Annotated in this window: 22 protein-coding genes; 10 read left to right on the plus strand and 12 right to left on the minus strand. The window is 71.0% G+C overall.

Annotation, left to right across the window (positions count from 1 at the left end):
• Positions 1–37 precede the first annotated feature (37 nt).
• From RBJ77_RS22895 to RBJ77_RS22915, 5 genes are all read right to left on the minus strand, one after another.
• Positions 38–982 carry an alpha/beta hydrolase gene (locus RBJ77_RS22895; protein ID WP_372346736.1) on the minus strand — a complete coding sequence of 315 codons (945 nt, stop codon included), beginning with the start codon at positions 980–982 and terminating at the stop codon, positions 38–40.
• A gap of 161 nt (positions 983–1,143) precedes the next feature.
• Positions 1,144–1,779, minus strand: a complete 636-nt coding sequence (locus RBJ77_RS22900) for an HAD-IA family hydrolase (protein WP_372346737.1) — start codon at positions 1,777–1,779, stop codon at positions 1,144–1,146.
• A gap of 88 nt (positions 1,780–1,867) precedes the next feature.
• Entirely contained in the window at positions 1,868–2,854 is a 987-nt protein-coding gene (locus RBJ77_RS22905) for an RNA polymerase sigma factor (RefSeq protein ID WP_372346738.1), read from the minus strand.
• Positions 2,855–2,913: 59 nt separating this feature from the next.
• A complete protein-coding gene (locus RBJ77_RS22910; RefSeq protein WP_372346739.1) occupies positions 2,914–3,798 on the minus strand; it encodes a Bax inhibitor-1/YccA family protein in 885 nt (294 codons plus the stop codon).
• Between the two features lie 183 nt (positions 3,799–3,981).
• Positions 3,982–5,028: an alpha/beta fold hydrolase gene (locus RBJ77_RS22915; protein ID WP_372346740.1), complete on the minus strand. Its 1,047-nt coding sequence runs from the start codon at positions 5,026–5,028 to the stop codon at positions 3,982–3,984.
• A gap of 295 nt (positions 5,029–5,323) precedes the next feature.
• Between RBJ77_RS22915 and RBJ77_RS22920 the strand changes: the two genes are divergently transcribed.
• Positions 5,324–5,461, plus strand: coding sequence for a hypothetical protein (locus tag RBJ77_RS22920; protein WP_372346741.1), 138 nt, complete (start codon positions 5,324–5,326; stop codon positions 5,459–5,461).
• Between the two features lie 97 nt (positions 5,462–5,558).
• Here the strand turns inward: RBJ77_RS22920 and RBJ77_RS22925 are convergent, their stop codons facing one another.
• The 3 genes from RBJ77_RS22925 to RBJ77_RS22935 all read right to left on the minus strand — a co-directional run bounded on the left by RBJ77_RS22925 (position 5,559) and on the right by RBJ77_RS22935 (position 8,252).
• Complete coding sequence (locus RBJ77_RS22925; protein WP_372346742.1) at positions 5,559–6,755, minus strand: NAD(P)/FAD-dependent oxidoreductase; 1,197 nt, start codon at positions 6,753–6,755, stop codon at positions 5,559–5,561.
• Positions 6,756–6,869: 114 nt separating this feature from the next.
• On the minus strand, positions 6,870–7,838 hold the full coding sequence (gene sigJ, locus RBJ77_RS22930) for an RNA polymerase sigma factor SigJ (RefSeq protein ID WP_372346743.1): 969 nt from the start codon (positions 7,836–7,838) through the stop codon (positions 6,870–6,872).
• A 195-nt stretch (positions 7,839–8,033) separates the two neighbouring features.
• Entirely contained in the window at positions 8,034–8,252 is a 219-nt protein-coding gene (locus RBJ77_RS22935) for a hypothetical protein (protein ID WP_372346744.1), read from the minus strand.
• Positions 8,253–8,359: 107 nt separating this feature from the next.
• Between RBJ77_RS22935 and RBJ77_RS22940 the strand changes: the two genes are divergently transcribed.
• Positions 8,360–9,154 (plus strand): alpha/beta fold hydrolase, encoded by a 795-nt coding sequence (locus RBJ77_RS22940; RefSeq protein WP_372346745.1) that lies wholly within the window; start codon positions 8,360–8,362, stop codon positions 9,152–9,154.
• Positions 9,155–9,238: 84 nt separating this feature from the next.
• Positions 9,239–9,655: a DUF1622 domain-containing protein gene (locus RBJ77_RS22945; RefSeq protein ID WP_372346746.1), complete on the plus strand. Its 417-nt coding sequence runs from the start codon at positions 9,239–9,241 to the stop codon at positions 9,653–9,655.
• Positions 9,656–9,689: 34 nt separating this feature from the next.
• On the opposite strand, the gene RBJ77_RS22950 is transcribed toward RBJ77_RS22945, so the two are convergent.
• The 3 genes from RBJ77_RS22950 to RBJ77_RS22960 form a co-directional block, all read right to left on the minus strand.
• Positions 9,690–9,884 (minus strand): hypothetical protein, encoded by a 195-nt coding sequence (locus RBJ77_RS22950; protein ID WP_372346747.1) that lies wholly within the window; start codon positions 9,882–9,884, stop codon positions 9,690–9,692.
• Positions 9,885–10,074: 190 nt separating this feature from the next.
• The gene (locus RBJ77_RS22955; RefSeq protein ID WP_372346748.1) at positions 10,075–11,265 is read right to left on the minus strand and encodes a HEAT repeat domain-containing protein; all 1,191 of its coding nucleotides are present in this window, start codon (positions 11,263–11,265) and stop codon (positions 10,075–10,077) included.
• A gap of 88 nt (positions 11,266–11,353) precedes the next feature.
• Positions 11,354–12,475, minus strand: a complete 1,122-nt coding sequence (locus tag RBJ77_RS22960) for a hypothetical protein (protein ID WP_372346749.1) — start codon at positions 12,473–12,475, stop codon at positions 11,354–11,356.
• 330 nt (positions 12,476–12,805) lie between these two features.
• Here RBJ77_RS22960 and RBJ77_RS22965 point away from each other — a divergent pair, with 330 nt between their 5' ends.
• From RBJ77_RS22965 to RBJ77_RS22995, 7 genes are all read left to right on the plus strand, one after another.
• Complete coding sequence (locus RBJ77_RS22965) at positions 12,806–13,180, plus strand: FKBP-type peptidyl-prolyl cis-trans isomerase (RefSeq protein ID WP_372346750.1); 375 nt, start codon at positions 12,806–12,808, stop codon at positions 13,178–13,180.
• Positions 13,181–13,361: 181 nt separating this feature from the next.
• Positions 13,362–13,703 (plus strand): winged helix-turn-helix transcriptional regulator, encoded by a 342-nt coding sequence (locus RBJ77_RS22970; protein WP_372346886.1) that lies wholly within the window; start codon positions 13,362–13,364, stop codon positions 13,701–13,703.
• A gap of 284 nt (positions 13,704–13,987) precedes the next feature.
• Entirely contained in the window at positions 13,988–14,554 is a 567-nt protein-coding gene (locus RBJ77_RS22975) for a peptidoglycan-binding protein (RefSeq protein WP_372346751.1), read from the plus strand.
• 390 nt (positions 14,555–14,944) lie between these two features.
• Entirely contained in the window at positions 14,945–15,694 is a 750-nt protein-coding gene (locus RBJ77_RS22980; protein ID WP_372346752.1) for a peptidoglycan-binding protein, read from the plus strand.
• Entirely contained in the window at positions 15,691–16,515 is an 825-nt protein-coding gene (locus RBJ77_RS22985; RefSeq protein WP_372346753.1) for a helix-turn-helix domain-containing protein, read from the plus strand. The genes RBJ77_RS22980 and RBJ77_RS22985 overlap by 4 nt, the downstream gene beginning before the upstream one ends.
• Before the next feature lie 138 nt (positions 16,516–16,653).
• Positions 16,654–17,832: an acyl-CoA dehydrogenase family protein gene (locus tag RBJ77_RS22990; RefSeq protein WP_372346754.1), complete on the plus strand. Its 1,179-nt coding sequence runs from the start codon at positions 16,654–16,656 to the stop codon at positions 17,830–17,832.
• Between the two features lie 64 nt (positions 17,833–17,896).
• Positions 17,897–18,646 (plus strand): HAD family hydrolase, encoded by a 750-nt coding sequence (locus tag RBJ77_RS22995; protein ID WP_372346755.1) that lies wholly within the window; start codon positions 17,897–17,899, stop codon positions 18,644–18,646.
• A gap of 61 nt (positions 18,647–18,707) precedes the next feature.
• Here the strand turns inward: RBJ77_RS22995 and RBJ77_RS23000 are convergent, their stop codons facing one another.
• Complete coding sequence (locus tag RBJ77_RS23000) at positions 18,708–20,141, minus strand: helix-turn-helix domain-containing protein (RefSeq protein ID WP_372346756.1); 1,434 nt, start codon at positions 20,139–20,141, stop codon at positions 18,708–18,710.
• Positions 20,142–20,316 lie beyond the last annotated feature (175 nt).

The raw sequence follows: 20,316 nt of genomic DNA on the forward strand, positions 1-20,316 counted from the left end.
TGCTCCGCCCCGGGGCACCTCACACCCTACGTCAGGGTCAACGGGCGGTGCCGAGGTGTGTGGCGTAGAAGTCGGCGAGCTTGTCGACGGCGAGGTCGACGTACTCCTTGCGGTCGTAGAGGTCGACGTGGCTGGCGCCCTCGATCCAGTGGAGCTCCTTGGGGCCGGTGGCCCGCTGGTGGACGTCGACGGCCATCCAGGAGGTGACGGCGCGGGAGCCGACCACCTGCAGCAGAGGGCGGGGGCCGATCAGCGGGACGGCGTGGAACGCGTCGAAGAAGGCGAGCTTGTCGATGCTCTCCCAGGCGAGGAACTTGGCCGAGCGCTCGTGCTCGCCGCGCGGCGTGCAGTAGTACTCGAAGCCCTCGACGCCGTGCCGGCCGCCGAGTTCCCCGGCCTGTTCGGCGGTCTCGGGGAACATGGTCATGACTCCGGCGTCCTCGCCGCGGGCCGCGGCGGTGCGGGCCTGGGCGGCGGCGTCGAGCAGGGTGCGGAAGACGGCCGGGTCCTGGGTGCCGTCGGCGCCGAGACGGAACTGGCGGGCGACGTCCACCCCGCTGACGGTGGCGACGGCCTTGACCCGCCGGTCCGCGCCTCCGGCGGACAGCGAGTAGCCGCCGGAGGCGCAGATGCCGAGGAGGGCGATGCGCTCGGGGTCCACCACGTCGTCGCGGGTGGCCAGGTAGGAGACGGCGGCCTTGAAGTCCTCCACCCGCTGGGCGGGGTCCTCCAGACCGCGCGGCAGCCCGCCGGACTCGCCCTGGTGGGCCGCGTCGAAGGCGAGCGTGACGTAGCCGCGCTCCGCCATCCGGCGCGCGTAGATGCCGGAGGTCTGCTCCTTCACGCTGGTGCCGGGGTGACCGACCACCAGCGCCGGGCGGGGGCCGGCGGCCGGGGTGTCGGGGAGGTACAGGTGCGCGGCGATCCGGATGCCGGCGCTGTCGAAAGTGACGCTGTCGAAGGTGACGCTGGACTGGGACATGAAGGTCTCCTCAAGGAATCCGTGGAGTCGGCCCGTTGGCCGGGAACACCTCTACGATCGCTCCGGATCCCAGGAGGGAAAAGAGACAGGTTTCTGCCTGGGAAAGAACCTTCCCCCCTCACCCGCACACGTGCTCAGGGCAGGCCGCCTCTGCCGTCCGGTCAGCCGGCCGTCTCCGTCGTCAGGGGGATGCCGAGCGCCGCCTCCATCTCCGCGATGGTCCGGCGGGGCTCCTTCGCGTGCACGGTGAGCAGGCCCAGCTCCGCGGCGGGCGCCAGGTACTGCTCGCTGTCGTCGACGAACACGCACTGTTCGGCGGGGAGTTCGAGCATGCGGAGGACGAGCTCGAAGATCTGCGGCTGCGGCTTGCGCAGACCGTGCTGCTCGGAGATCACGACGGCGTCGTAGCGGCGCTCCAGTTCGTGACCGGCGTAGAGGTCCCAGGGCCCGGTGCCGACCGAGTTCGAGAGGATGCCGACCTTGACCCCGGCCCGCCGGGCTGCGGCCGCCGCGGCGATTACCGACGGCTCCGGGCGCAGGTCCGCGAAGATGCGGCCCATCAGGTTGTCGGCGGACACCCCGAGCCGCTCCGCGGCCTCGGCGTTCCACCGGGTCTGGGTGATCGCGCCCCGCTCCAGTTCCGCGGTCCGCCGGCTCATCTCCTCATCCAGATAGAGCGCGTTGATCAGGGCGCCCTCGGGCAGTCCCTCCCGTTTCTCGAAGGCGAGCGCGGCGGGGACGAGCGGTGTGGTCAGCACGCCGCCGAAGTCGAGGACGAGGCCTTTGCGGTTGGTCATGGCGCAACTCTAAGGTGTGTTGCGCTCGGGGCATGCTCCGGCCCATGTGTGAACGGGTGAGGACACATGTGCGTACGGGTGGTGGGGGTCAGACGTGGGGTTCGTCCGAGGCCTCGGCATCACCGGAGCGAGGCCGCGGCGTGTGACACAGGGTCAGGCTGTCGACCCGGCCCTGGTCGAGGGTCATGATCCAGGCGACACCGGGCGGGCAGTGGTCGGGCGCGTCGGACGGGTTGACGAGGTCCATCTCCCACACGACCAGGGAGCGCCCGGCGATCACGTGGACCGGGCGCTGCCGCACTCCGGCGGCCAGGTCGCCGTCCATGCCGGCGAGCAGCAGCGTCCTGCCGCCGAGCACCTCGCCCCCGGCGCGCAGGACGACGTCGCGCGCATAGCGGTCGGCGACCACGCTCGCGAACTCGCCCCGCTCCGCGGCGGCCAGCGTCTCCCGCGCCTCCGCCCAGGAGGCTCCGGTCCGTACGCGGGTCTCCTCGTGGGCGTCGTCGGCGGTGGCCCGCAGCGTGCGGGCGAGTTGCGCCCGCGCCTGGCTGAGCCGGCTGCGGACGGTTCCGACCGGTATCGCGCAGGCCCGGGCGATCTGCTGGTAGGAGGTGAGGCGCAGGGAGAAGTAGCGCAGGACGAACGGCAGTCGCAGCGCCGGGGACAGTCCTTCGACGGCCTCCCAGATCCAGTCCCGCAGGGCGTGCCGGTCGAGCACCTGCTCCGGTGTCACCGACCCGGGCGCCATGGGCGGCACGGGGACCTCGGCGACCGGCTCGGTCCGCCGCGCCTCGCGCAGGACGGCGCGCCCGGCGTTGCGCACCACCATCCGCAGCCACGGACCCACGGCCGCCGGATCGCGTACGTCACCGATGCGGCGCAGCGCCACCAGGGCCGCCTCCTGCATCACGTCGTCCGCATCGGGGCCCGGCCCCAGCACGCTCACCGCGACGGCCCGCATGCCGGGCCGGTGGCGCTCCAACAGCCGGGCGAGAGCGGCCACTTCGCCTCTCTGCGCCGCCCGGGTCAGCGCCGCGTCCTCAGCACGTTCGGCTTCCGTCAGCACGGTGCTCACGACCTGCCCTCTCCGCTCCGGCACTCGGACGTACCGTCCCTGTCGGTTCCCGTCGGCCGTCAGTCGTCGCCTCGCAGGATCGACAGCAGCCGGAGCGCTTCGAGGTAGATCCACACCAGGGTGACGGTGAGGCCGAAGGCCGCGAACCACGAGTCCTCCCGCGGGGCGCCGTAGGCGATGCCGTCCTCGACCTGCTGGAAGTCGAGAGCCAGGAAGCACGCGCCGAGCACGATGCCGGCGATGCCGAACAGCACGCCGGTGGCACCGCTGTCGAAGCCGAGGCCGTCACCCGCGCCGAACGCGGAGAACAGCAGGTCGACCGCCATCAGCAGGAGGAATCCGGTGGCCGCGCCGAGCACGAAGCCCTGGAAGCGCCGGGTGACACGTATCCAGCGCCGCTTGTAGGCGATCAGCACACCGGCGAACACGGCCATCGTGCCCAGGACGGCCTGGACGACGACACCCGGTGCGATGTAGGTGGACGTGGCGCTGGAGATGACCCCGAGGAAGACGCCTTCGAAGGCCGCGTAGCCCAGGATCAGCGCCGGGGCGGGCGTGCGCCGGAACGTCTGGACCATGGACAGCACGAACGCGACGAGGGCGGCGCCGGTGCCGATCCCGAAGGCGCGTCCGACGCCGACGGCGTCGACGGGCAGCAGGACCCACGAGAGCGCGGCCGTCAGCACCACCGTGCCGAGCGTCGCGGCGGTGCGGACCACGACGTCGTCGATCGTCATCGTCGCGCCCGCGCGCCGAGCGTCGGGCACGAGCGGCGCATCGGCGGACCGGGCGTAGGGGTTGGTCAGCGGGACGCCGGACGGATCGGGGGCGGCGGCACCGACACCGGCGGCGCCCACCGGCTGGAGCCGCTCGGCCGCGGGCCCGGCCGGACGGCCGCTCCGGCCGAACCCACGTCGGGTGAAGATCGGATTGCTGCTGCGCATGACGCTGCCTCCCTGTTCGGTGAGTAACCACTCTGACAGGTGACGCGCACCACGGCAAGAGCGTCACCAATCAAATTGGTTATGAAGAGGAGTCAGGCCAAGAGCCACGAACAGCGGCAGGGCCGCCGAGGTGAAACACCTCGGCGGCCCTGCCCTCGCTCACCGGCCCACACCCGGCGGGGTTCAGCTCAGCTTGTCGACCTCCAGGACCGCGGAGACGAACGCCTCGGGGCGCTCCTGCGGAAGGTTGTGACCGGCCCCCGGAACCACGTGGTGCACCCAGGGTCCGGCGAAGTGCGCCGCGTAGCCGCTGCCATCGGTCCAGGGTGTGACGCCGTCGGCCTTGCCGTCCAGCGTGACGCTGGGGACCGGGATCTTCGGCTGGCCGAGGAGCCGCCGCTCCAGTTCCGCGTAGCGCGGGGCGCCGGGCGCGGCGCCCATCCGGTGGCGGTAGCTGTGGATCACGACGTCCACGTAGTCGGGGTTGGTCCACAACTGCGCGGCCTGCGCGAACTCCGCCTCGGTGAAACGCCATTCGGGCGAGTTGCGCTGCCACACGACACGGGCCAGGTCCTCCCTGTCGCGGGTCAGCCCCTTCCGGCCCCGCTCGGTGAGGAAGTAGAAGAAGTACCAGTAACCGGACTCGACCGAGGGCGTCAGCGGCTCGTCGGCGACCGCCAGGTTCTGGATCAGGTAGCCGTTCACGGACACCAGGCCCGAGCAGCGGTCCGGCCAGAGCGCCGCGGCCACGTCGGCGGCCCGGCCACCCCAGTCGTATCCGGCGTAGAGCGCCCTGCGGATGTGCAGCGCGTCCATGAAGGCGATCACATCGGCACCCAGGGCGGCCTGTTCACCGGATCGGAAGATGTCGTCGCGGAGGAAGGACGTCTCCCCGTGGCCGCGCAGATAGGGGATGTAGCAGCGGTATCCGCGCGCGGCGAGGGCCGGTGCCACCTCGGCGTAGGAACCAGCCGGGCTGAAGGGCCAGCCGTGCAGGAGGATCACCGGCACGCCGTGCGCCGGCCCGACGTCGTGGTACGCGATGTCCAGGACGTCGGTACGCACGTGGCGCACGGGCCCCAGCCCCCGCCGCTCCCACGTCGCGGACCCACCGCCCGAGGACACCGGCGTCGCACCCTGCGCCCGGGCCGAGGCCTGGCCCGCCACGGAGAGCCCCGCCGCGCCCGCCGCCATCGTGATGGCCTGCGTCACCCTACGTCTGCTGATCACAACGCTCCTCTCGCCCCACGGGGATGCGTGCACAAAGAAACACACATCACGGGTAATCACCTTTCAGACTGGTGATTACCTTCCGCCAGTTGCACACGTGTGTCAAGGAAGGGCGCCTCGACACCAGCGACTTCCGGCTCCTGCCCCTACTCCTGCTCCCCCGGCTACCGCTCCCCGACTACCGCTCCCGGGCGACCGCTCCCGCACTGAGAACCAACTCCCCCTCGTCAACGTCCTGTTCGGCACGGGGATGATCAGTGGATGAGTGGATGGGATGGGGTGCGGGAGGGGTGCCGTGGAATCCGACGACGGCTCATGGTGGGTGATGCTCGCGGTTTCCGCCGGGGCGACACTCGTGCTGGGCGCGATCCTGTTGTCGGTGATCGCCGTCGTCGTCCTCGGTGCCGGCTGGGTGCGACGCAGGCGGGGCTGACGACGTCCGGACGACGGCTCGCCCCGTTGCCCACGCGGCCGGGGCAGCCCCACGAGCGCTGCCCCGGTGGCCGACGACCGGGCCCTGGCCTGCCGCTTCAGGCCGCCACCCGCGTCGTCTCCTGCGCTGCCGCCCGGTCGGCCGCCGCCCGGCGCCGTCGGACCGGCACGCCCATCGTCGGGTGGGCGACGCCCCAGGCCGCGCCCTTGCAGACCAACTCCTTGTAGCGGGCGGCGAAGCGGCCCGTCAGCGCGCGGTCCACGGCGCGGTCGTCGGCGGTGACGAACTGGATCAGTCCCTCCTTGCGGCCGAGCGAGATGCACTGGTTGAAGTACTTCAGGTGGGCGGTCGGCAGCTTGCCACCGGTCAGCCGGGCCGCGATGGAGTCGGCGGCCTGCCAGGCCATGGGCGTGCCCGAGGCGCAGGACATGCGCAGCGGCTTGTCGCCTGCGCCCAGGGCGTGACCGGCGTCGCCGATCGCGTACACGTCCGGGTGGGAGACCGAGCGCATCGTCTCGTCGACCACGACCCGGCCGGTGTCCGCGAGTTCGAGGCTGGTGGCCCGGTTCAGCGGGTGGGCCGCGAAGCCGGTGGTCCAGACGGTGACGGCAGCCGGGACGGTCCGGCCGTCCGCGGTCGTGACCCGGTCCGCCTCGACGCCGGTCACCGCCATGTGCTCGTGCACGGTGACGCCGAGCCCGTCGAGGACCTTGCGCAGGTGCGCGCGGCCCTTCGGGGAGAGCCAGTCGCCCAGTTCGCCGCGTGCGGCGAGGACGACGTCGAGGTCCGGGCGGGTCTCGGCCACCTCCGTGGCGAACTCCAGGCCGGTCAGGCCGCCTCCCACGACGAGGACCGTCTCGCCCTCGGCCAGCCGGCCCAGGCGCTCGCGCAGCCGGAGCGCGCCGGGGCGGCTCGCGATCTGGTGGGCGTGCTCGGCGACGCCCGGGACGCCGCCCGCGTTCCCGGTGCTGCCGAGGGCGTGGACGAGGGTGTCGTACGGCAGTTCCGCCGGGCCGTCGGCGCCCTGCACGGCGACGGTCTTGCGGTCCACGTCGATCGCCGTGACCGTCGCGAGCTTCAGCTCGACCCCCGTGCCCGCGAACATCTCGCTCAGCGGGCGCGGCGTCAGCTCCTGGCCCACGGCCAGCTGGTGCAACCGGACCCGCTCGACGAAGTCGGGTTCGGCGTTGACGAGGGTGATGGCGACGTCCTCGCGGCGCAGCCGCTTGGCGAGCCGGCCCGCCGCGATCGCTCCGGAGTAGCCGGCGCCGATGACGATGATGCGGTTCTGCATTGTCCTGCTCCTGTCTGCGCGGGTCCGGCGCCTTCTGGCCCGGTCACGCCCCTTGAACCGGGCAGCCCGCCGATTCCTGACAGGAGAGGAGTGTGACCTGCGTCACATTACAGTTCAGAGGGCTCCGGACACGACAGGAGTACCGAAATCGCCCGCAGCCCAGCGCGCGGTCGCGCGCTCCAGCTTGTCCGGGTTGACCTGGCTGCGGACCGCGACGATGCCCTCCGGCGTCCGCTCCAGGCACATGATGCCGAAGACCCGGCCGTCGACCACCGCGACGAGCGCGGGGCCGCCGTTGGCGGTGGTGGCGTAGAGGTCGGGCGAGCCGCCGACCAGATCGCGCTTGGCCTGGCCCGGCTTGAACATCCCCCGCAGGAACTTCGCCACCGCCAGAGCCCCCTCGAAGGCACTGGCCCGGGCCGGCACCTTCCCGCCGCCGTCGCCGACCGCGATGGCGTCCGAGGTGAGCAGCTTGATCAGCGGCTCGGTCTCGCCGCTGGTCGCGGCCGCGAGGAACTCCTCGACGACGCGCCGCGCGGCCGCCTCGTCGATCCCGGCCCGCGCCCCGCCGGAAGCCGCCTGCGCCCTGCCCTGCGCCACGTGCTTCTTCGCGCGATGGAACGTCTGCTGGCTGGCCGCCTCGCTGAGGTCGAGGATCTCGGCGATCTCCCGGTGGGAGTACGCGAACGCCTCGCGCAGCACGTACACCGCACGCTCGTTGGGCGAGAGCCGCTCCAGGAGCACCAGCACGGCGTACGACACGGACTCCCGCTGCTCGGCCGTCTCCGCGGGGCCCAGCATCGGGTCGCCTTCGAGCAGCGGTTCGGGCAACCACTGACCGACGTAGGTCTCTCGGCGCACCCGTGCCGAAGTGAGCTGGTTGAGGCAGAAGTTGGTGAGCACCTTGGTCAGCCAGGCCTCGGGCACCTCGATGCGTCCGACGTCGGCGGCCTGCCAGCGCAGATAGGTCTCCTGCACGGCGTCCTCCGCCTCGCTCACCGAGCCGAGCATGCGGTAGGCGATGGCCTCGAGACGGGACCTCGCCGCCTCGAACCGGTCGACGTCACTCAAGGTCAGGGCCATGCCGGGATCCTAATGGGTGGCCGAGAAGCCCCGCTCGGGGACCTCCTCGCGAAGCTCGCCGCCGCGCGCCGCCGCCGCGGCCGACCCGACGACCGGCCCACCCACGCGAAGCCCCAGCAGTCACCTGCGGGGCTTCGTGGCAGCCGAGTTCGGCTCGGACTCCCCAGGGCGCCAGGGCTTCAGGGCCTCAGGGCCTCAGGGCAGTTCGATGACCGACCGCGCGCGTGGATGCCGCTCGGCGATCTCGCCGCACGGTCGGCACATGGGGATCGACACGTCCTCGTCGTCGAAGGGTTCGTCGAGCTTCGACCCGTGCACGGCCATCACCACGAACACGCGCACCTTGCCCTTGCAGAGCCCCGGCTCGTCCCGGTGCGCCGCGACGCACACACACATACACCCCCGGCCGGCCACGGCACCCCCTCCTGTCGCCCCGTACACGCATCGACTCTACAAGATTTATACGACCGTCTTATACGCTCGTCTTGTACAACCGTATAGATGATGTCTACGATGAATCCATGAACACCGACAGCGCCAAGCGCTCCTCGCTCACCATCGACGGCCGCACCCTGTCCTACGTGGACTTCGGCGGGCCTGGCCGCCCTCTGATCGCCCTGCACGGGCACATGTCCGAGGGCATGTCCTACGCCGATCTCGCCGCCCGCCTCGCCCCGGACTGGCGGGTCATAGCCCCCGACCAGCGAGGCCACGGCGACTCCGACCGGGCGGCCGACTACAGCCGCGAGGGCTACGTCGCCGACGTGGAAGCCCTCATGGACCACCTCGGGCTCGACCGCGCCGCCCTCCTCGGCCACTCGCTCGGCGCGATCAACGCCTACCAGTTCGCCGCCCGCCACCCCGAGCGCGTGACCGCCCTGGTCAACGGCGAGGGCTGCGCCGAACTGGGCCTGGACGGCAGCAATCCGCTGGCGTTCGTCCTGAACTTCCCGGAGGGCGCCTGCCCCAGCCGGGAGGAGTTCGTGGCGCAGCTCGGCCCGTTCGCCCCCTTCCTCGCATCCGCCGTTCGCGAACGGCCGGACGGCACGTGGGGCCTGCACTTCCACCCCAAGGACATCTACGAGTCCGAGGACCGGGTCCACGGCGACCACTGGGCCGACTGGACCGGATCCACGTGTCCGGCACTGCTGATCCGCGGGACCGAAGGCGGGGTGCTGCCGGCGGAGCAGGCGGCGCAGATGACCGCCCGGCGGCCCGGCACCCGTCTCGTCGAACTGGCGACGGACCACTTCCTGTACGCCAACGATCCCGCCGGCTTCGCCGCAGCGGTCCGGGACTTCCTCGCCTCGGCATAGCCGGGCCCGCGACGGCGAGCAGGGGCGAGCAGAGGGCGGGAACTCGCCCTTGCCTCTTGGGTGTTCGAGGAAGAGCCTCCCCCAATGACCCCCTTGGCGGAGGCTCTGCCCGAGTCGACCCTGCACGATGTGATCGGTCTGCTGGTCAGGCTGGTCGAGTCCGCGGGTGCGCTGATCATCTTCACCGGTGCCGTGTGGGCGTTCGCACAGGTCGTCCGGGCGGGTGTGCCCGGGCGCAGTCGCGACCGGGCAGCGGACTTCAACCGGATCAGGCTGGGCCTGGGGCGGTTCCTGGTCCTGGGGCTGGAGTTCCAGCTCGCGGGGGACGTGCTGCGCACGACGGTCGCGCCGAGTTTCGCCGAGATCGGCCAGATGGCGGCCATCGCGGCCATCCGGACCGCGCTGAACTACTTCCTCGGACGGGAGATCGCCCAGGAGAAGGCCGAGATCGAACGAGGCGAGACCGCTCCGGCGCACGACACCAAAGGACTGCTGCCATGAGCACGTGTCTGTGGACGACGCCGTCCTCCCGTCGTCACAGGCCGAGGTCGAGGGCCAGGCAGGAGTAGTACTGCCACTGCCCCTCGGGGTTGTACCGGGAGCCGACCTTGGCTTCCAGTCCGGTGTCAACGCCTTGGGTCGTGTCTTCGAGACGAATGCGCTCGGGAAGCTTTCCGAAGCGCGCGTGCCGCGCCGCCGCGGCGGTGTCGATGGCTGCTTCCTTGTTCATGACCGTCCTCCACTTCGTGGATCGCGTCCGCGTGTCTCCCGGACCGCTCACCTAAGCCTCCCTCTCTCCACGTAACCTGTCAAGACGGTTATCTATGAACGAGGGTGTGAGCTCGGGTGTGAGTGCACACACCGAACCCGCCGACTCGCCACCGTTCAAAATGGTGATGAGCGGGCGATGACCGGCAAGGTCAGAGCAGCGCGGCGACGCCCTCCCGGTTCTCCGGCAGCCCGGCAGCCCGGAACCACAACATGTTCCGGGCGATGCCGCCCGTCGCCTCGTCGGTATCCAGGAAAGCCCGCAGCAGGGCGCGTTGCGCGGGGGTGAGGCGGGCCGGGTCGTAGCCGTCTTCAAAGGCTCTGAGCAGGATCGGGCCGCGTTCGAAGTCGACGATCGAGGCGTCGCCCGCCGTCACGATGGTGAGCGCCACGGAGGCCACCTCCTCGTACGTTTCGGCCAGGTTGAGCGCGGAGCGCAGCACGGTGAACCGGAACCACCCGTCGAGCCCGGGCAGCGGCCGGGGGAACCAGCCGTCCGTCGTCCGCGGGTCCCGGAGGGCGTCGAGGAGGACGGCGAGAGCACGTGGCCGGTCGGTGTGGGTGGGACCGAGCGCGGCGCAGACCCGCACGGCCGGGTCAGGGTCGGTGAGCAGGTCGGAGGTGTCATCCCCCCAAGCGCAGAGGGCCCGCGCCACACTCGCCCGGTCCCGTCGCCCCGTCTCGGCGAGCAGCCGCGACCGCACCAGCGCGGCGGCCCGCGGCGCCCGGTCGGCGAGTTCCGGAGCGAACAGGAGTGGCACTGCGGCGCCGAGCGCGGCCTCGCGGACGTGTGGATCGGAGGAGATGAGGAACGGCTCGACGGCTTCGTACAGGGTGGGGCGTATCTCCCGGCACGCGTGCAGTGCGGCGGCCATGTCCGGGTCGTGCTCGCGTCGCGTCGCGTCGTGCCAGGGCTCCCACTGCCAGTCGGTCCGGTCGCGCGCCGGATCCTCCCCGTAGCCGGCCGAATCGGCCACCTGCCCCAGCCAGACGAGCAGGGCGGCCCGCAGACTGCGCGCCGGACCGTCGTCCCACGGGAAGTGCCCCTCGTGCTCGGCGGATCCGACGGGATGGTCGAGGATCGCGGCGACGAACAGGGCCGCGGGCGCGGTGACGGTGTACAGCGTGCCCTGGTGCAGCACGCCCATGTCCAACGCCGCCAACGCCGCGGACCGCACCTCGGGATCCTCGTCCACGAGGGAGCACAGGGAGACGGGTATGTCCTCGCCCGAGCCGTAGGCGTGCCGCAGAGACCGCCAGTCCGTAGCCGTCAACAAGTCGCGGGCCGCCGCCGGCAACCCGCTCAGGATCCGCGTCAGGCGCGCGCTCTCACTGTCCGTCATGCACGCACCATGCCAGCACCCACTGACAACGACCTGGCGGAGGCCACGCCCGACTGGTCGGGCGTGGCCTCCGCGACGTGCGGCTCACCTAGTGCGGGACGGGGCACACGCCTTCCGCAGTCAGGGAGTTGTAGCTGGGGGCGGACAGCGCGGTGACCGTGTTCGTGGTGCCGAGCTGGTTGAGGATCTCGTCGGAGAGGAGGTCCTGCTGGCCCTTCAGGGCGTCGGCGACCACCGTGTCCTTCGGGAACACCATCTCCGCGGCGATGTTGTCCTGGACGATCCGCGCGAGGTTGTCGAGCGCGGTGAAGATCGGGTCGGCGGGCGTCTCCAGGCCCGGCAGGTCGATCAGGTGGGTGGCGACCTTCGCCGCGTTCATGCAGTCCTTGATGATGATCGTGTTCTGGTTGAGCACGCTGGTGGTCCACTGCGACAGGACCACGCAGTACAGGTCGGCCCACGCGGTCTCGCCGACCTTGGCGCGCCAGGTCTTCATGATCCCCTGTACGCCGCTGATCTGGGCCTGGGAGGCGTGCTCCATGTTGGTGCGGATGTCCGGGTAGACGCCGCCGGAGAAGGCCTCGAAGGAGGCCATGTCGAACGTCTTGGTGGACACGGCGGTGTCGATGAACTTCAGGGCCGCGGTGAGGATGTTGGTGCAGGACGTGGTGAGCGCGGCCGGGAGCCCGGCGGCGGGGAGGTTCCTGCGGGCCGTGGTCAGCGTGGTGGCGTAGGCCTTCAGCGGGTCGGTCCAGGCGGTCGACCTGTCGTCGTTGAACGCCACGAGGACCAGGTCGTGCGGGTCGATGCGGGCCGCGTTCGGCACGTTCGGGATCTTGTCGGCCAGGTAGGAGGCGATCACGGAGAAGATGCCGAGCGGGACGTGGGCGATGGACTTCGCCAGTTCGAACGTCTCCGACACGGGGTTCGCGGACTCCTGCCCGCTCTTGGTCACCAGGGTGAACCGGCCGCCCTTGGCGTCGTTCTGCACGACGACCACCGGGGCGAGGTGCTTGATCAACTCGGCTTTGAGGGTGGCGTAGTTGGACCGCATGCCGGCGTTGACGGCGAGCATGGAGTCGCGGGCCTGTCGCTGGGTCACCGCCGCGACGTCGGCGTCCGCGGCGGCACTCGGGGAGGCCGAGTAGCCGATCAGTGTCGCCGCGCCGACACCCGTAGCGCCGCCGATAAACCCTCTGCGCGTAGCCATCTTCGTTTTCTCCGTTGCATGTTCGTGTACAGGTCTCTGTTCCGTGGGGGGAGCAGGTACATGGGGGGATGTCCCTCGGTCGGGGATTCGGCGGCCCGGCAGGATCGACGGGCCGCGACGAGAACGCTATGTCCCAAGATCGTTGTCTACAACGACAGTTAACATGCAGAAACCGACATGCCGCCCGGTCTGGACGAGAGCGGTGCCTGCCCCGCCGCCCCGTGCGGCCGACGAGGCAGGGCGGAATGCGGCAGCTCGGCGTGGGAGAGTGATCGCTCAGACAAGCCGGCCGACGCCAGATCGGCCGGTGACGAGAGCGAGGAGCGGGCCATGGCCCTTGAGCGACCGACGATCGACACCCCCCAGGGCCGGCCGTCCCCCTACCTGCACATCGAGGACGTGGTGGTCGGGGACGGGGACGAGGCCGTCAAGGGCTCCACGGTGTCGGTCAACTACGTCGGGGTGGCGCACTCCACCGGCGAGGAGTTCGACGCCTCGTGGAACCGCGGCCAGGCCCTCGACTTCACCGTGGGCGGCAGGCAGGTCATCAAGGGCTGGGAGATGGGCGTACGGGGCATGAAGGTCGGCGGCCGCCGGAAGCTGGTCATCCCGCCGCACCTCGCCTACGGCGACCGCTCGCCGTCTCCGGCGATCAAGCCGGGCGAGACCCTGATCTTCGTGGTCGACCTGCTGTCGGTCGGCTGACGCGACGGCTCGCGGCTATCGGCCGATGGCTGGCGCGGAACTCTGCGATGAGGCCGGGCGGGCCGGGGGCGGCACCGATCGGTACGACGGCCGGACCACGTCGTCAGGTACGCGCTGACCGCAAGCCGTGCAGCCGCGGGGTGCCCCCGTGCGGCCGACGCAGCACGAGGGCACCCGGACGTTGAACCAGAGTTGCGTCTCAGCGGAACGCCGCGACATTGCGGTCGACCACGTGACCAGCCGGTGGGGCACATGGGTGCTGATCTCGTTGCGGAGCAACGACCTTCGGTTCTACGAGTTGCGCGACAGCATCCGGGGCATCAGCGAGAAGATGCTCACGCAGACCCTGCGCGCGCTGGTCCAGGACGGACTGGTCCGGCGGGAGGTCGCGCCGACGACGCCACCCCAAGTCACGTACGGGCTCACCGAGTTCGGTCACGATCTCGGCGAGCCGCTGACGGACTTGTTCCACCGGATCACCCAGCGACTGCAGCCGGCGGAGCAGCCGCCGCGGAGCAGCTGAGCGCTGCTCCAGGCCACCGCCCGGTCGCGGCTCCGTGGCTCATCGGCCACGCCATGGGCGCCGGCCGTGGGACCCGGCGAGCCGATCGACCCCCGCACGCGCATCTCACCTCAACGACTTCGCGGGCGGCATCACAGCAGGTCAACGCATGGGACGTCCCACTGTGCCGCCACTTGGGCGCCGGTTCTGGCCCGGCCACCCGGCGAGCGCGCAGGCTCGTCGCGGAGCCGGCCCTGTGGCCGGACCGCACACCGCACGTCAACCGGAAGGGAACTCGGAGACACATGCCCTCCTCCCATGGATTCCGCCGCACTCTGCGCCGGGCCGCGACTCCTCTGACCGCCGTCGTCCTCGCCCTGGGCATCAGTGCCACCATGGCGACCCCTGCCTCGGCCTCCAACTCCTACAACGGCAACCAGTTCATGAACGGAGGCGGCACCGCCTTCAAGGACGACTGGAACGACGAGGGCATCGTCGCGGAGTTCGGGGGATACAACCGGAACTCCAACGTCACCTGTCTGTGGCAGAAGATCGTCTTCTGGGCGGATTCCTCCACCGGCCACAGGGACCAGATCGACGGCTACTTCGGACACAACACCACGCTGGCCACCTATGCGTGGCAGAGCACGCACATGGGCCCTGCTGCCGCTGACGGCGTGGTGGGCAAGGCCACTTGGGCCGAGGCGGGCACCCGGCTCAGGGACACGGACGGCGACGGAACCGTCGACAAGTACGACGGCCGATACCGGGACATCGCCATCTCCCGAGTCAATGGCGTCTACCACTTCGCCGACGCCGACGGGAACGACCGGATGGCCAACTACGACGCCCGCACCTGCACCATCGTCTGACTCCCCGGCTCTCGCCCGGACAACTGCCCTGCCGTCAGCGGGGGCGAGGCTCACGGCGCCAGCCCGCGACTCGCCCCCGCCCGGCCCGCGTGAACCCATGGCTGTGCCCGCCCACACCGTGACCGGCGGTGTCTGACCCGCCCGTCCACCGCGCCCGCATTCTGCGCACGGTCCCGAAAGTTCTGCTCACCGACGCTCCGACATCTCCAACTGGCCTCCCAACGAATGCACTTGAGGCCGTCGCACTCTCCGACCCGGCGTGGACGCCGACCGCCACGTGGCTACCGTAGGCGCAGGTCCTCGCTCGACGGGAGAGACATGTCGCGTTGGAAGTCACTGCCCACGGAGTCGCACCCCCAGGTCCACCGGTTGATCGTGCGACTACGCGTCATGAAAGACCGCAGTGGGCTCAGCACCCTGCAGCTGGCCACGAAGACCGGCTACAGCGCGCGATCGTGGCAGCGCTATCTCAACGGCCGAACGCTGCCTCCCCAGGAGGCCGTCGAGGCCATGGCCCGCATCTGCGGAGTCGATCCGGTCAGGCTGTTGGCGCTGCACGAAACCGCCGCCGAGCACTGGGCGGAGCAGCAGCGCACCATCACGATCACCCCCGGCCCGCACGGCAGTGACACTTCGACGCCGACGGATCCGACGGACCCGACGGCCACAAGTCGACGGTCGTACGGAACGTACCCCCGCGTCCTGGTCATGTCGGGAGCAGTTGCCCTGGTGCTTTCCGTCTCCCTGTCGCTCCTGCTGGCCGTGCGGCTGGCCGACGCCCGCGCACAACTCACCCGTGCGCGCACGGAGAACGTGGTGGCGACCCCGGCAACCGTGTCGGAATCCCTCGTACCGGTCGTCTACACCTGTCGGCCGCAGAGGAGCGACGACGGCCTCTGGCACGCCGGGCTGAGCCGCACCATGAACACCATCCTCGCGTACACACATGTCGGACCCGAAGTGGCGGAAGCCCAATGCCTGTTGCGCCGGGTGGGCACCTCACCCGGCGACATCGACGGAGTCTTCGGCCCGAAGACGCAGCGCGCCGTCATCCGCCTGCAGACCCGGGCGGGCCTCGTCGTGGACGGTGTCATCGGCCCGCACACCTGGCAGGCCCTGCGGGAGGCCGACCCCACGTGAGCGCAGAACATGCGCGCCTGGTCTCAGCGCTGCGGGAGGTCAGGTCCCGTACCGGACTGAGCCTGACAGCGCTGGCGGAGCGGACGACATACAGCAGGTCCTCGTGGGAGCGCTATCTCAACGGCAAGGTCTTCCCTCCCCGGCAGGCCGTTCGAGAGCTGTGCCGGGTCGCGGACGAGCCTGAAGGACGGCTGGCGGCCTTGTGGGAGATCGCCGAGGCCGAGTCGAGCGGGCGCACCTCCGTGCAGGCCCCCGCCGTCGAAGAACCCCGGCCGCATCCGGCGCAACCTTCGCCGGACACGGGCTACTCCTGCCGCCGCCGGAGGCGCCGGCTCATGATGGCGCTCGCTGCGGTGTACACCGTGATCGTCGGCAGCGTGGCCCTGACACTCTTCTTGCTGTCGGGCAGGGACACGGCAGGCGGCGAACCCCTGTCGTCCGCCGCCCCCTACTCCATCGGCCCGCAGTGCCACGGTGCCGCTTGCGAGGGCAAGGATCCACTGCGCCTGATCTGCGGTATCACCCCCACCACCCTCATCACGCACCGCACCACCACCGGCGCGCACGTCGAGGTGCGGCACAGCAAGAAGTGCGGTGCCGGCTGGGTCAGGGTCTGGGGAACCCGGATCGGGGACCGAGTAGAGGTCACGGCCGGCGGTCCGACCCACATCGCCCGCATCACCACCCAGGACGACACGAGAACCTACGTCTACACCGGCATGGCCGCGGCCGGCCCCGGCGACACCGTCCGGGCCTGCTTCCGGCCCGCCTCCCCCGACGCCGCACCCGAATGTGTCGAGGCCCGAGTGGGTGAACCGTAGAGGAGGCGGGCCCTACTGGTCGGCCGGGGCTCGCCAACTTCAACAGGCTTACGGTTCTGCGGTGTTGGAGCTTGCCGGCCGGGCCGCCGGACGGCTGCGTGGGACGATCGAGGAACGGGCCACGAGGAGAGGAATCGCATGGGGGACAAGGACCGACTGCACGTCAGTGCGGAACTGGCGGGCGTGCTGGAGCGGATCGATGCGCTCGGCGGGATGCTCGATGAACAGGCCGATGCCGCCGAGGAGTTGGGGAGGTTACCGGAGGACACGGCGCGGGCTCTGTTGGACACGGGAATAGTGCGGGCCGAGCTCCCGCTGAGCCTGGGCGGATTCGAGTTCGCGCCGCGGCAGCTGATCGAGACGGCCGAGCGGGCGAGCTACCACGACGCGGCGGCCGGGTGGACCATGTTCGCGTTGCAGCTCATGACCGGGACCACCGCGGCCTACCTTGCCGAGGACGCGGCGGCCGAACTGTTCCCCGACGTCCCCGACGGCACGTACGCACTGCTCTCCGGACACGGCACACGCCCCGGCCGGGCCGTCCCCGTGGCGGGCGGCTACCGGGTCAGCGGCCAGTGGCAGTTCGCCTCCGGCATGGCGCACGCCACCCACGTCCACAGCGCGATCCAGGTCGAGGACACCGGGGAGTTGCGGGTCCTCGCGATGCCGAAGTCACAGGTGACCCTGGACGGCAACTGGGACGTGCTCGGGCTGCGCGCGACCCACAGCATCGACTACCACTGCACCGACGTGTACGTACCGCACGAGTACACCTACGTGGCGACGACGGACGCCCCGGTCAACGGCGGCGCCGTCTACCGCCTCGGCCTGGTCAACATGTCAGCGATCGGACACACCGGCTGGGCCCTCGGCGTCGGCCGTCGACTCCTGGACGAGCTGAAGCGTGTCGCGGCGGCGCGGACCGGTTCGCGGGGCGCCGCGGTCGACACCTCCCAGTTCCACGCCGAGTACGCGACGGCGGAGGCCAAGCTCCGGGCGGCCCGGGCATGGGTCAACGCCGTGTGGCAGGACGTCGAACGAACCCTGGACGAAGGAGAGTTGCCGACCCCGGAACAGAACACCCTCATCCGACTCGCCCTGAACCACACGACCTCGACCGTGACCGAGGTGGGCCGCACCGTCCACCGCTGGGCCGGGTCGGCGGCCATCCGCCGCGGCCCCATCGACCGCTTCCTGCGCGACCTCGGCACGGGCGCGCAGCACATCACGTCGAGCCCGGTCGTGCTCCAGAACTGCGGCAAGTGGCTGAGCGGGGCCGAGCCGGACGGCCGGTGGAGCTTCCTCGACCTGAACTGACCATCGCCGCGCCGGCGCGGCATCACCGGGAGGTTGCGTGGAGACACGTAGGTTCGTCGTCCTCGTGGACCTGGACGACACACTGCTCCCGGACCTGAGCGCCGCCCGGGCGGCTGTAGAGGCCACACTGCATGCGGTCGGAGTGCCGCGTCCGCCGGAGATCGTGCAGAGCGTGTTCGACATCGCCCGGTCCCATTGGCGCTCGGGTCCGCATTTCGAGCGACTGAGGGACCTGGGGATCAGCTCTTGGGAGGCGCTGTGGGCGGATCTGGCCCTCGCGTCGGTGCCTCAGGCGGCTGCGTGGGGGCAGTGGTACCGCGGGGAGGTCTGGGGCAAGGTGTTGCGGGCCGCGGGCGTGGAGGCAGATCGCGAGGATGCCGCGCGGCAGTTCGTGCGACATCGACAGGCGTTGGTGCGGCCCTTCCCAGGGGCCGCGGGGTTCGTGGAGCGGACGGCTCACGACCACGAGGTCTGGTTGATCACGAACGGGGCCTCTCGCCTGCAACGACTCAAGCTGAAGCTCAGCGGCCTGGAAGCGCACTTCGCGAGGGTGTTCGTCTCCTCGGAGGTCGGACACGCCAAGCCGCATCCGCGCTTCTTCCAGACAGTGAGCGACGCGCTCACCCGCGACCAGAGTGTGTGCCTCGTTGTTGGCGACAGCCTGGACGCGGACGTGCGCCCGGCACTGGCCCGGGGATGGCCGGCGGTGCACTTGTCCGGTGCCCTGGGTGACGATGGTGGCGGGCTCTGGACGTGCGCCGGCATGATCGGCGACGTTGTCCCTCCGTGTGCTCACGGCACGGACACCTTCTGACGGCCCGTCCAAGGTGAACCACTGACCGGCCTCGCCCCAACCTGACCCCCCGCGTCCGTCCCTAGCTGTAGGTCCCCCACCGGCGCGAGAGGGTGTCGTACACGTACCGGGGCAGGCCCTTGATGGCGCTGGTGCGGAACGGGCGGCCGTCGTCGTCGATGCGCACGGTGCCCTTGCGGCCCTGGGAGGACCAGTCCAGCTCCAGGTACCAGCGGCAGTCGCACGAGCTGGTTCCGGCCGTGATCAGCAGTACCTCGGGGTCCTTCGCCGAGACGCGGTAGGGCATGCGCACGGCCGGGATCGGTGTGCCGGAGTCGTTCCCGGCTACTGCGCGCGCGATGGGGCGGTCCTTGTCCAGGTCCACGGCGAAGTACCGGGGCGTGATCGCGCCGCCGCAGCCCATGTCCATGGCGTAGGCGGTGCCCTGGACCGGCGCCGTCCGGCCGACCACGCGCACGCGCAGCGCCTCCAGGACGACAGCCGTGTCGCTGCGCCCCTGCACGGTCAGTTGCACGAGCGTCTCACCGCCGTGCACCGCGCTCTGCGTCGCCGCCCAGGGCGCCGCGTCCTGCGGGGCGGGAGGAGGCGGGACCTGGCTCGGGGGCTTGGCGATGACGTAGTCGTGGGCGCAACCGAGCTCCCAGGCCTGGGAGTTGGCGGACCAGGTGAGCGGCAGCCCGGCGGGCTGTTCGCTGCGGGGCGGGGCGGATGTCGCGCCGGGCGGGCGGGAGGTGTCCGGCTTCTTCTTCGGGGTGGCGGAGCCGGAAGGCTGCTCGGGGGTGGGGGTGCCGTTGGGGCCGGGTGAATCGCCTCGGCGCTCCGACGTCCCGGCGCCCGCCGTGGTGCCGGTCTCGGCCGTACCAGCGACCCGGTCAGGGGCGTCGGCTGATGCCCGCCGCGCGTCCGGCAGCGCGGAGAAGGCGCCGAGCGTCGCGAGTACGGCGCAGGCGGAGGCCAGTCCGAGTACGAGACGTCTGCGGCGGTACCAGGGGTGACGCGAGGGAGGGGATGGGGGCGAGGGTTCGGCGGGCGGCGCAGGGGGCGTGTCGACGACCGGACTGTCGGGGCCGGTGGTCTTCGGCGCCGTGTCCGGGGTGGCGATCGGGGCGTCGTCGGTCTTCGGCGCCGCGTTCGGTTCGGCGTCCTCCACCGCTGGCTCCGCCGCGTCGGGCGCAATCGGTGTTGCCGCCGTACGAGGCCGACGGCGTGCCTCCACTGCCAGGAGCCAACGGCGGTGCAGTTCCAGGCGTTGCTCAGAGGTCGCCCCGCACAGCGCCGCGAAGCGTTCCACGGGGGCGAAGTCGAGGGGTACCGCGTCGCCCGCGCAGTAGCGGTGCAGCGTCGAGGTGTTCATGCCCAGGCGGCGGGCCAGCGAGCCGTAGCTGCGGTCCGTGCGCTCCTTCAACTCCCGCAGCAGCGCCGCGAGCTCCGCCACCGCGTCGATGCCGTCGCCATCGCCATCGCCATGGCCGACGCTGCCGTCCTGTACCGACACCGGTCCCCCGCCCTCGTACGACCCAACCGGCCCGGGACGGTATCCCAGGCACCCATATACCTGCACGTCAGACGGGCTGGGATGGTTCCACCCCGGCTGATCGGGCGTGGGTTGTTGCGCCCGGCCCCTGTGACCGCTGATGCTCTTGGTGCCGCACCGAGCGGGCCGGACCGAC

This window comes from Streptomyces sp. KL116D (assembly GCF_030766975.1).
Classification (GTDB): domain Bacteria; phylum Actinomycetota; class Actinomycetes; order Streptomycetales; family Streptomycetaceae; genus Streptomyces; species Streptomyces longispororuber_A.

What these genes read in the sequence shown, in the direction of transcription:
- RBJ77_RS22955 (WP_372346748.1), bottom strand. Translation starts at nt 11,265, where the DNA reads ATGACGGACAGTGAGAGCGCGCGCCTGACGCGGATCCTGAGCGGGTTG.
- sigJ (WP_372346743.1), bottom strand. Translation starts at nt 7,838, where the DNA reads ATGGCCCTGACCTTGAGTGACGTCGACCGGTTCGAGGCGGCGAGGTCC.
- RBJ77_RS22895 (WP_372346736.1), bottom strand. Translation starts at nt 982, where the DNA reads ATGTCCCAGTCCAGCGTCACCTTCGACAGCGTCACTTTCGACAGCGCC.
- RBJ77_RS22975 (WP_372346751.1), top strand. Translation starts at nt 13,988, where the DNA reads ATGCCCTCCTCCCATGGATTCCGCCGCACTCTGCGCCGGGCCGCGACT.
- RBJ77_RS22960 (WP_372346749.1), bottom strand. Translation starts at nt 12,475, where the DNA reads ATGGCTACGCGCAGAGGGTTTATCGGCGGCGCTACGGGTGTCGGCGCG.
- RBJ77_RS22990 (WP_372346754.1), top strand. Translation starts at nt 16,654, where the DNA reads ATGGGGGACAAGGACCGACTGCACGTCAGTGCGGAACTGGCGGGCGTG.
- RBJ77_RS22940 (WP_372346745.1), top strand. Translation starts at nt 8,360, where the DNA reads ATGAACACCGACAGCGCCAAGCGCTCCTCGCTCACCATCGACGGCCGC.
- RBJ77_RS22950 (WP_372346747.1), bottom strand. Translation starts at nt 9,884, where the DNA reads ATGAACAAGGAAGCAGCCATCGACACCGCCGCGGCGGCGCGGCACGCG.
- RBJ77_RS22900 (WP_372346737.1), bottom strand. Translation starts at nt 1,779, where the DNA reads ATGACCAACCGCAAAGGCCTCGTCCTCGACTTCGGCGGCGTGCTGACC.
- RBJ77_RS22925 (WP_372346742.1), bottom strand. Translation starts at nt 6,755, where the DNA reads ATGCAGAACCGCATCATCGTCATCGGCGCCGGCTACTCCGGAGCGATC.
- RBJ77_RS22980 (WP_372346752.1), top strand. Translation starts at nt 14,945, where the DNA reads ATGAAAGACCGCAGTGGGCTCAGCACCCTGCAGCTGGCCACGAAGACC.
- RBJ77_RS22945 (WP_372346746.1), top strand. Translation starts at nt 9,239, where the DNA reads ATGACCCCCTTGGCGGAGGCTCTGCCCGAGTCGACCCTGCACGATGTG.
- RBJ77_RS22965 (WP_372346750.1), top strand. Translation starts at nt 12,806, where the DNA reads ATGGCCCTTGAGCGACCGACGATCGACACCCCCCAGGGCCGGCCGTCC.
- RBJ77_RS22910 (WP_372346739.1), bottom strand. Translation starts at nt 3,798, where the DNA reads ATGCGCAGCAGCAATCCGATCTTCACCCGACGTGGGTTCGGCCGGAGC.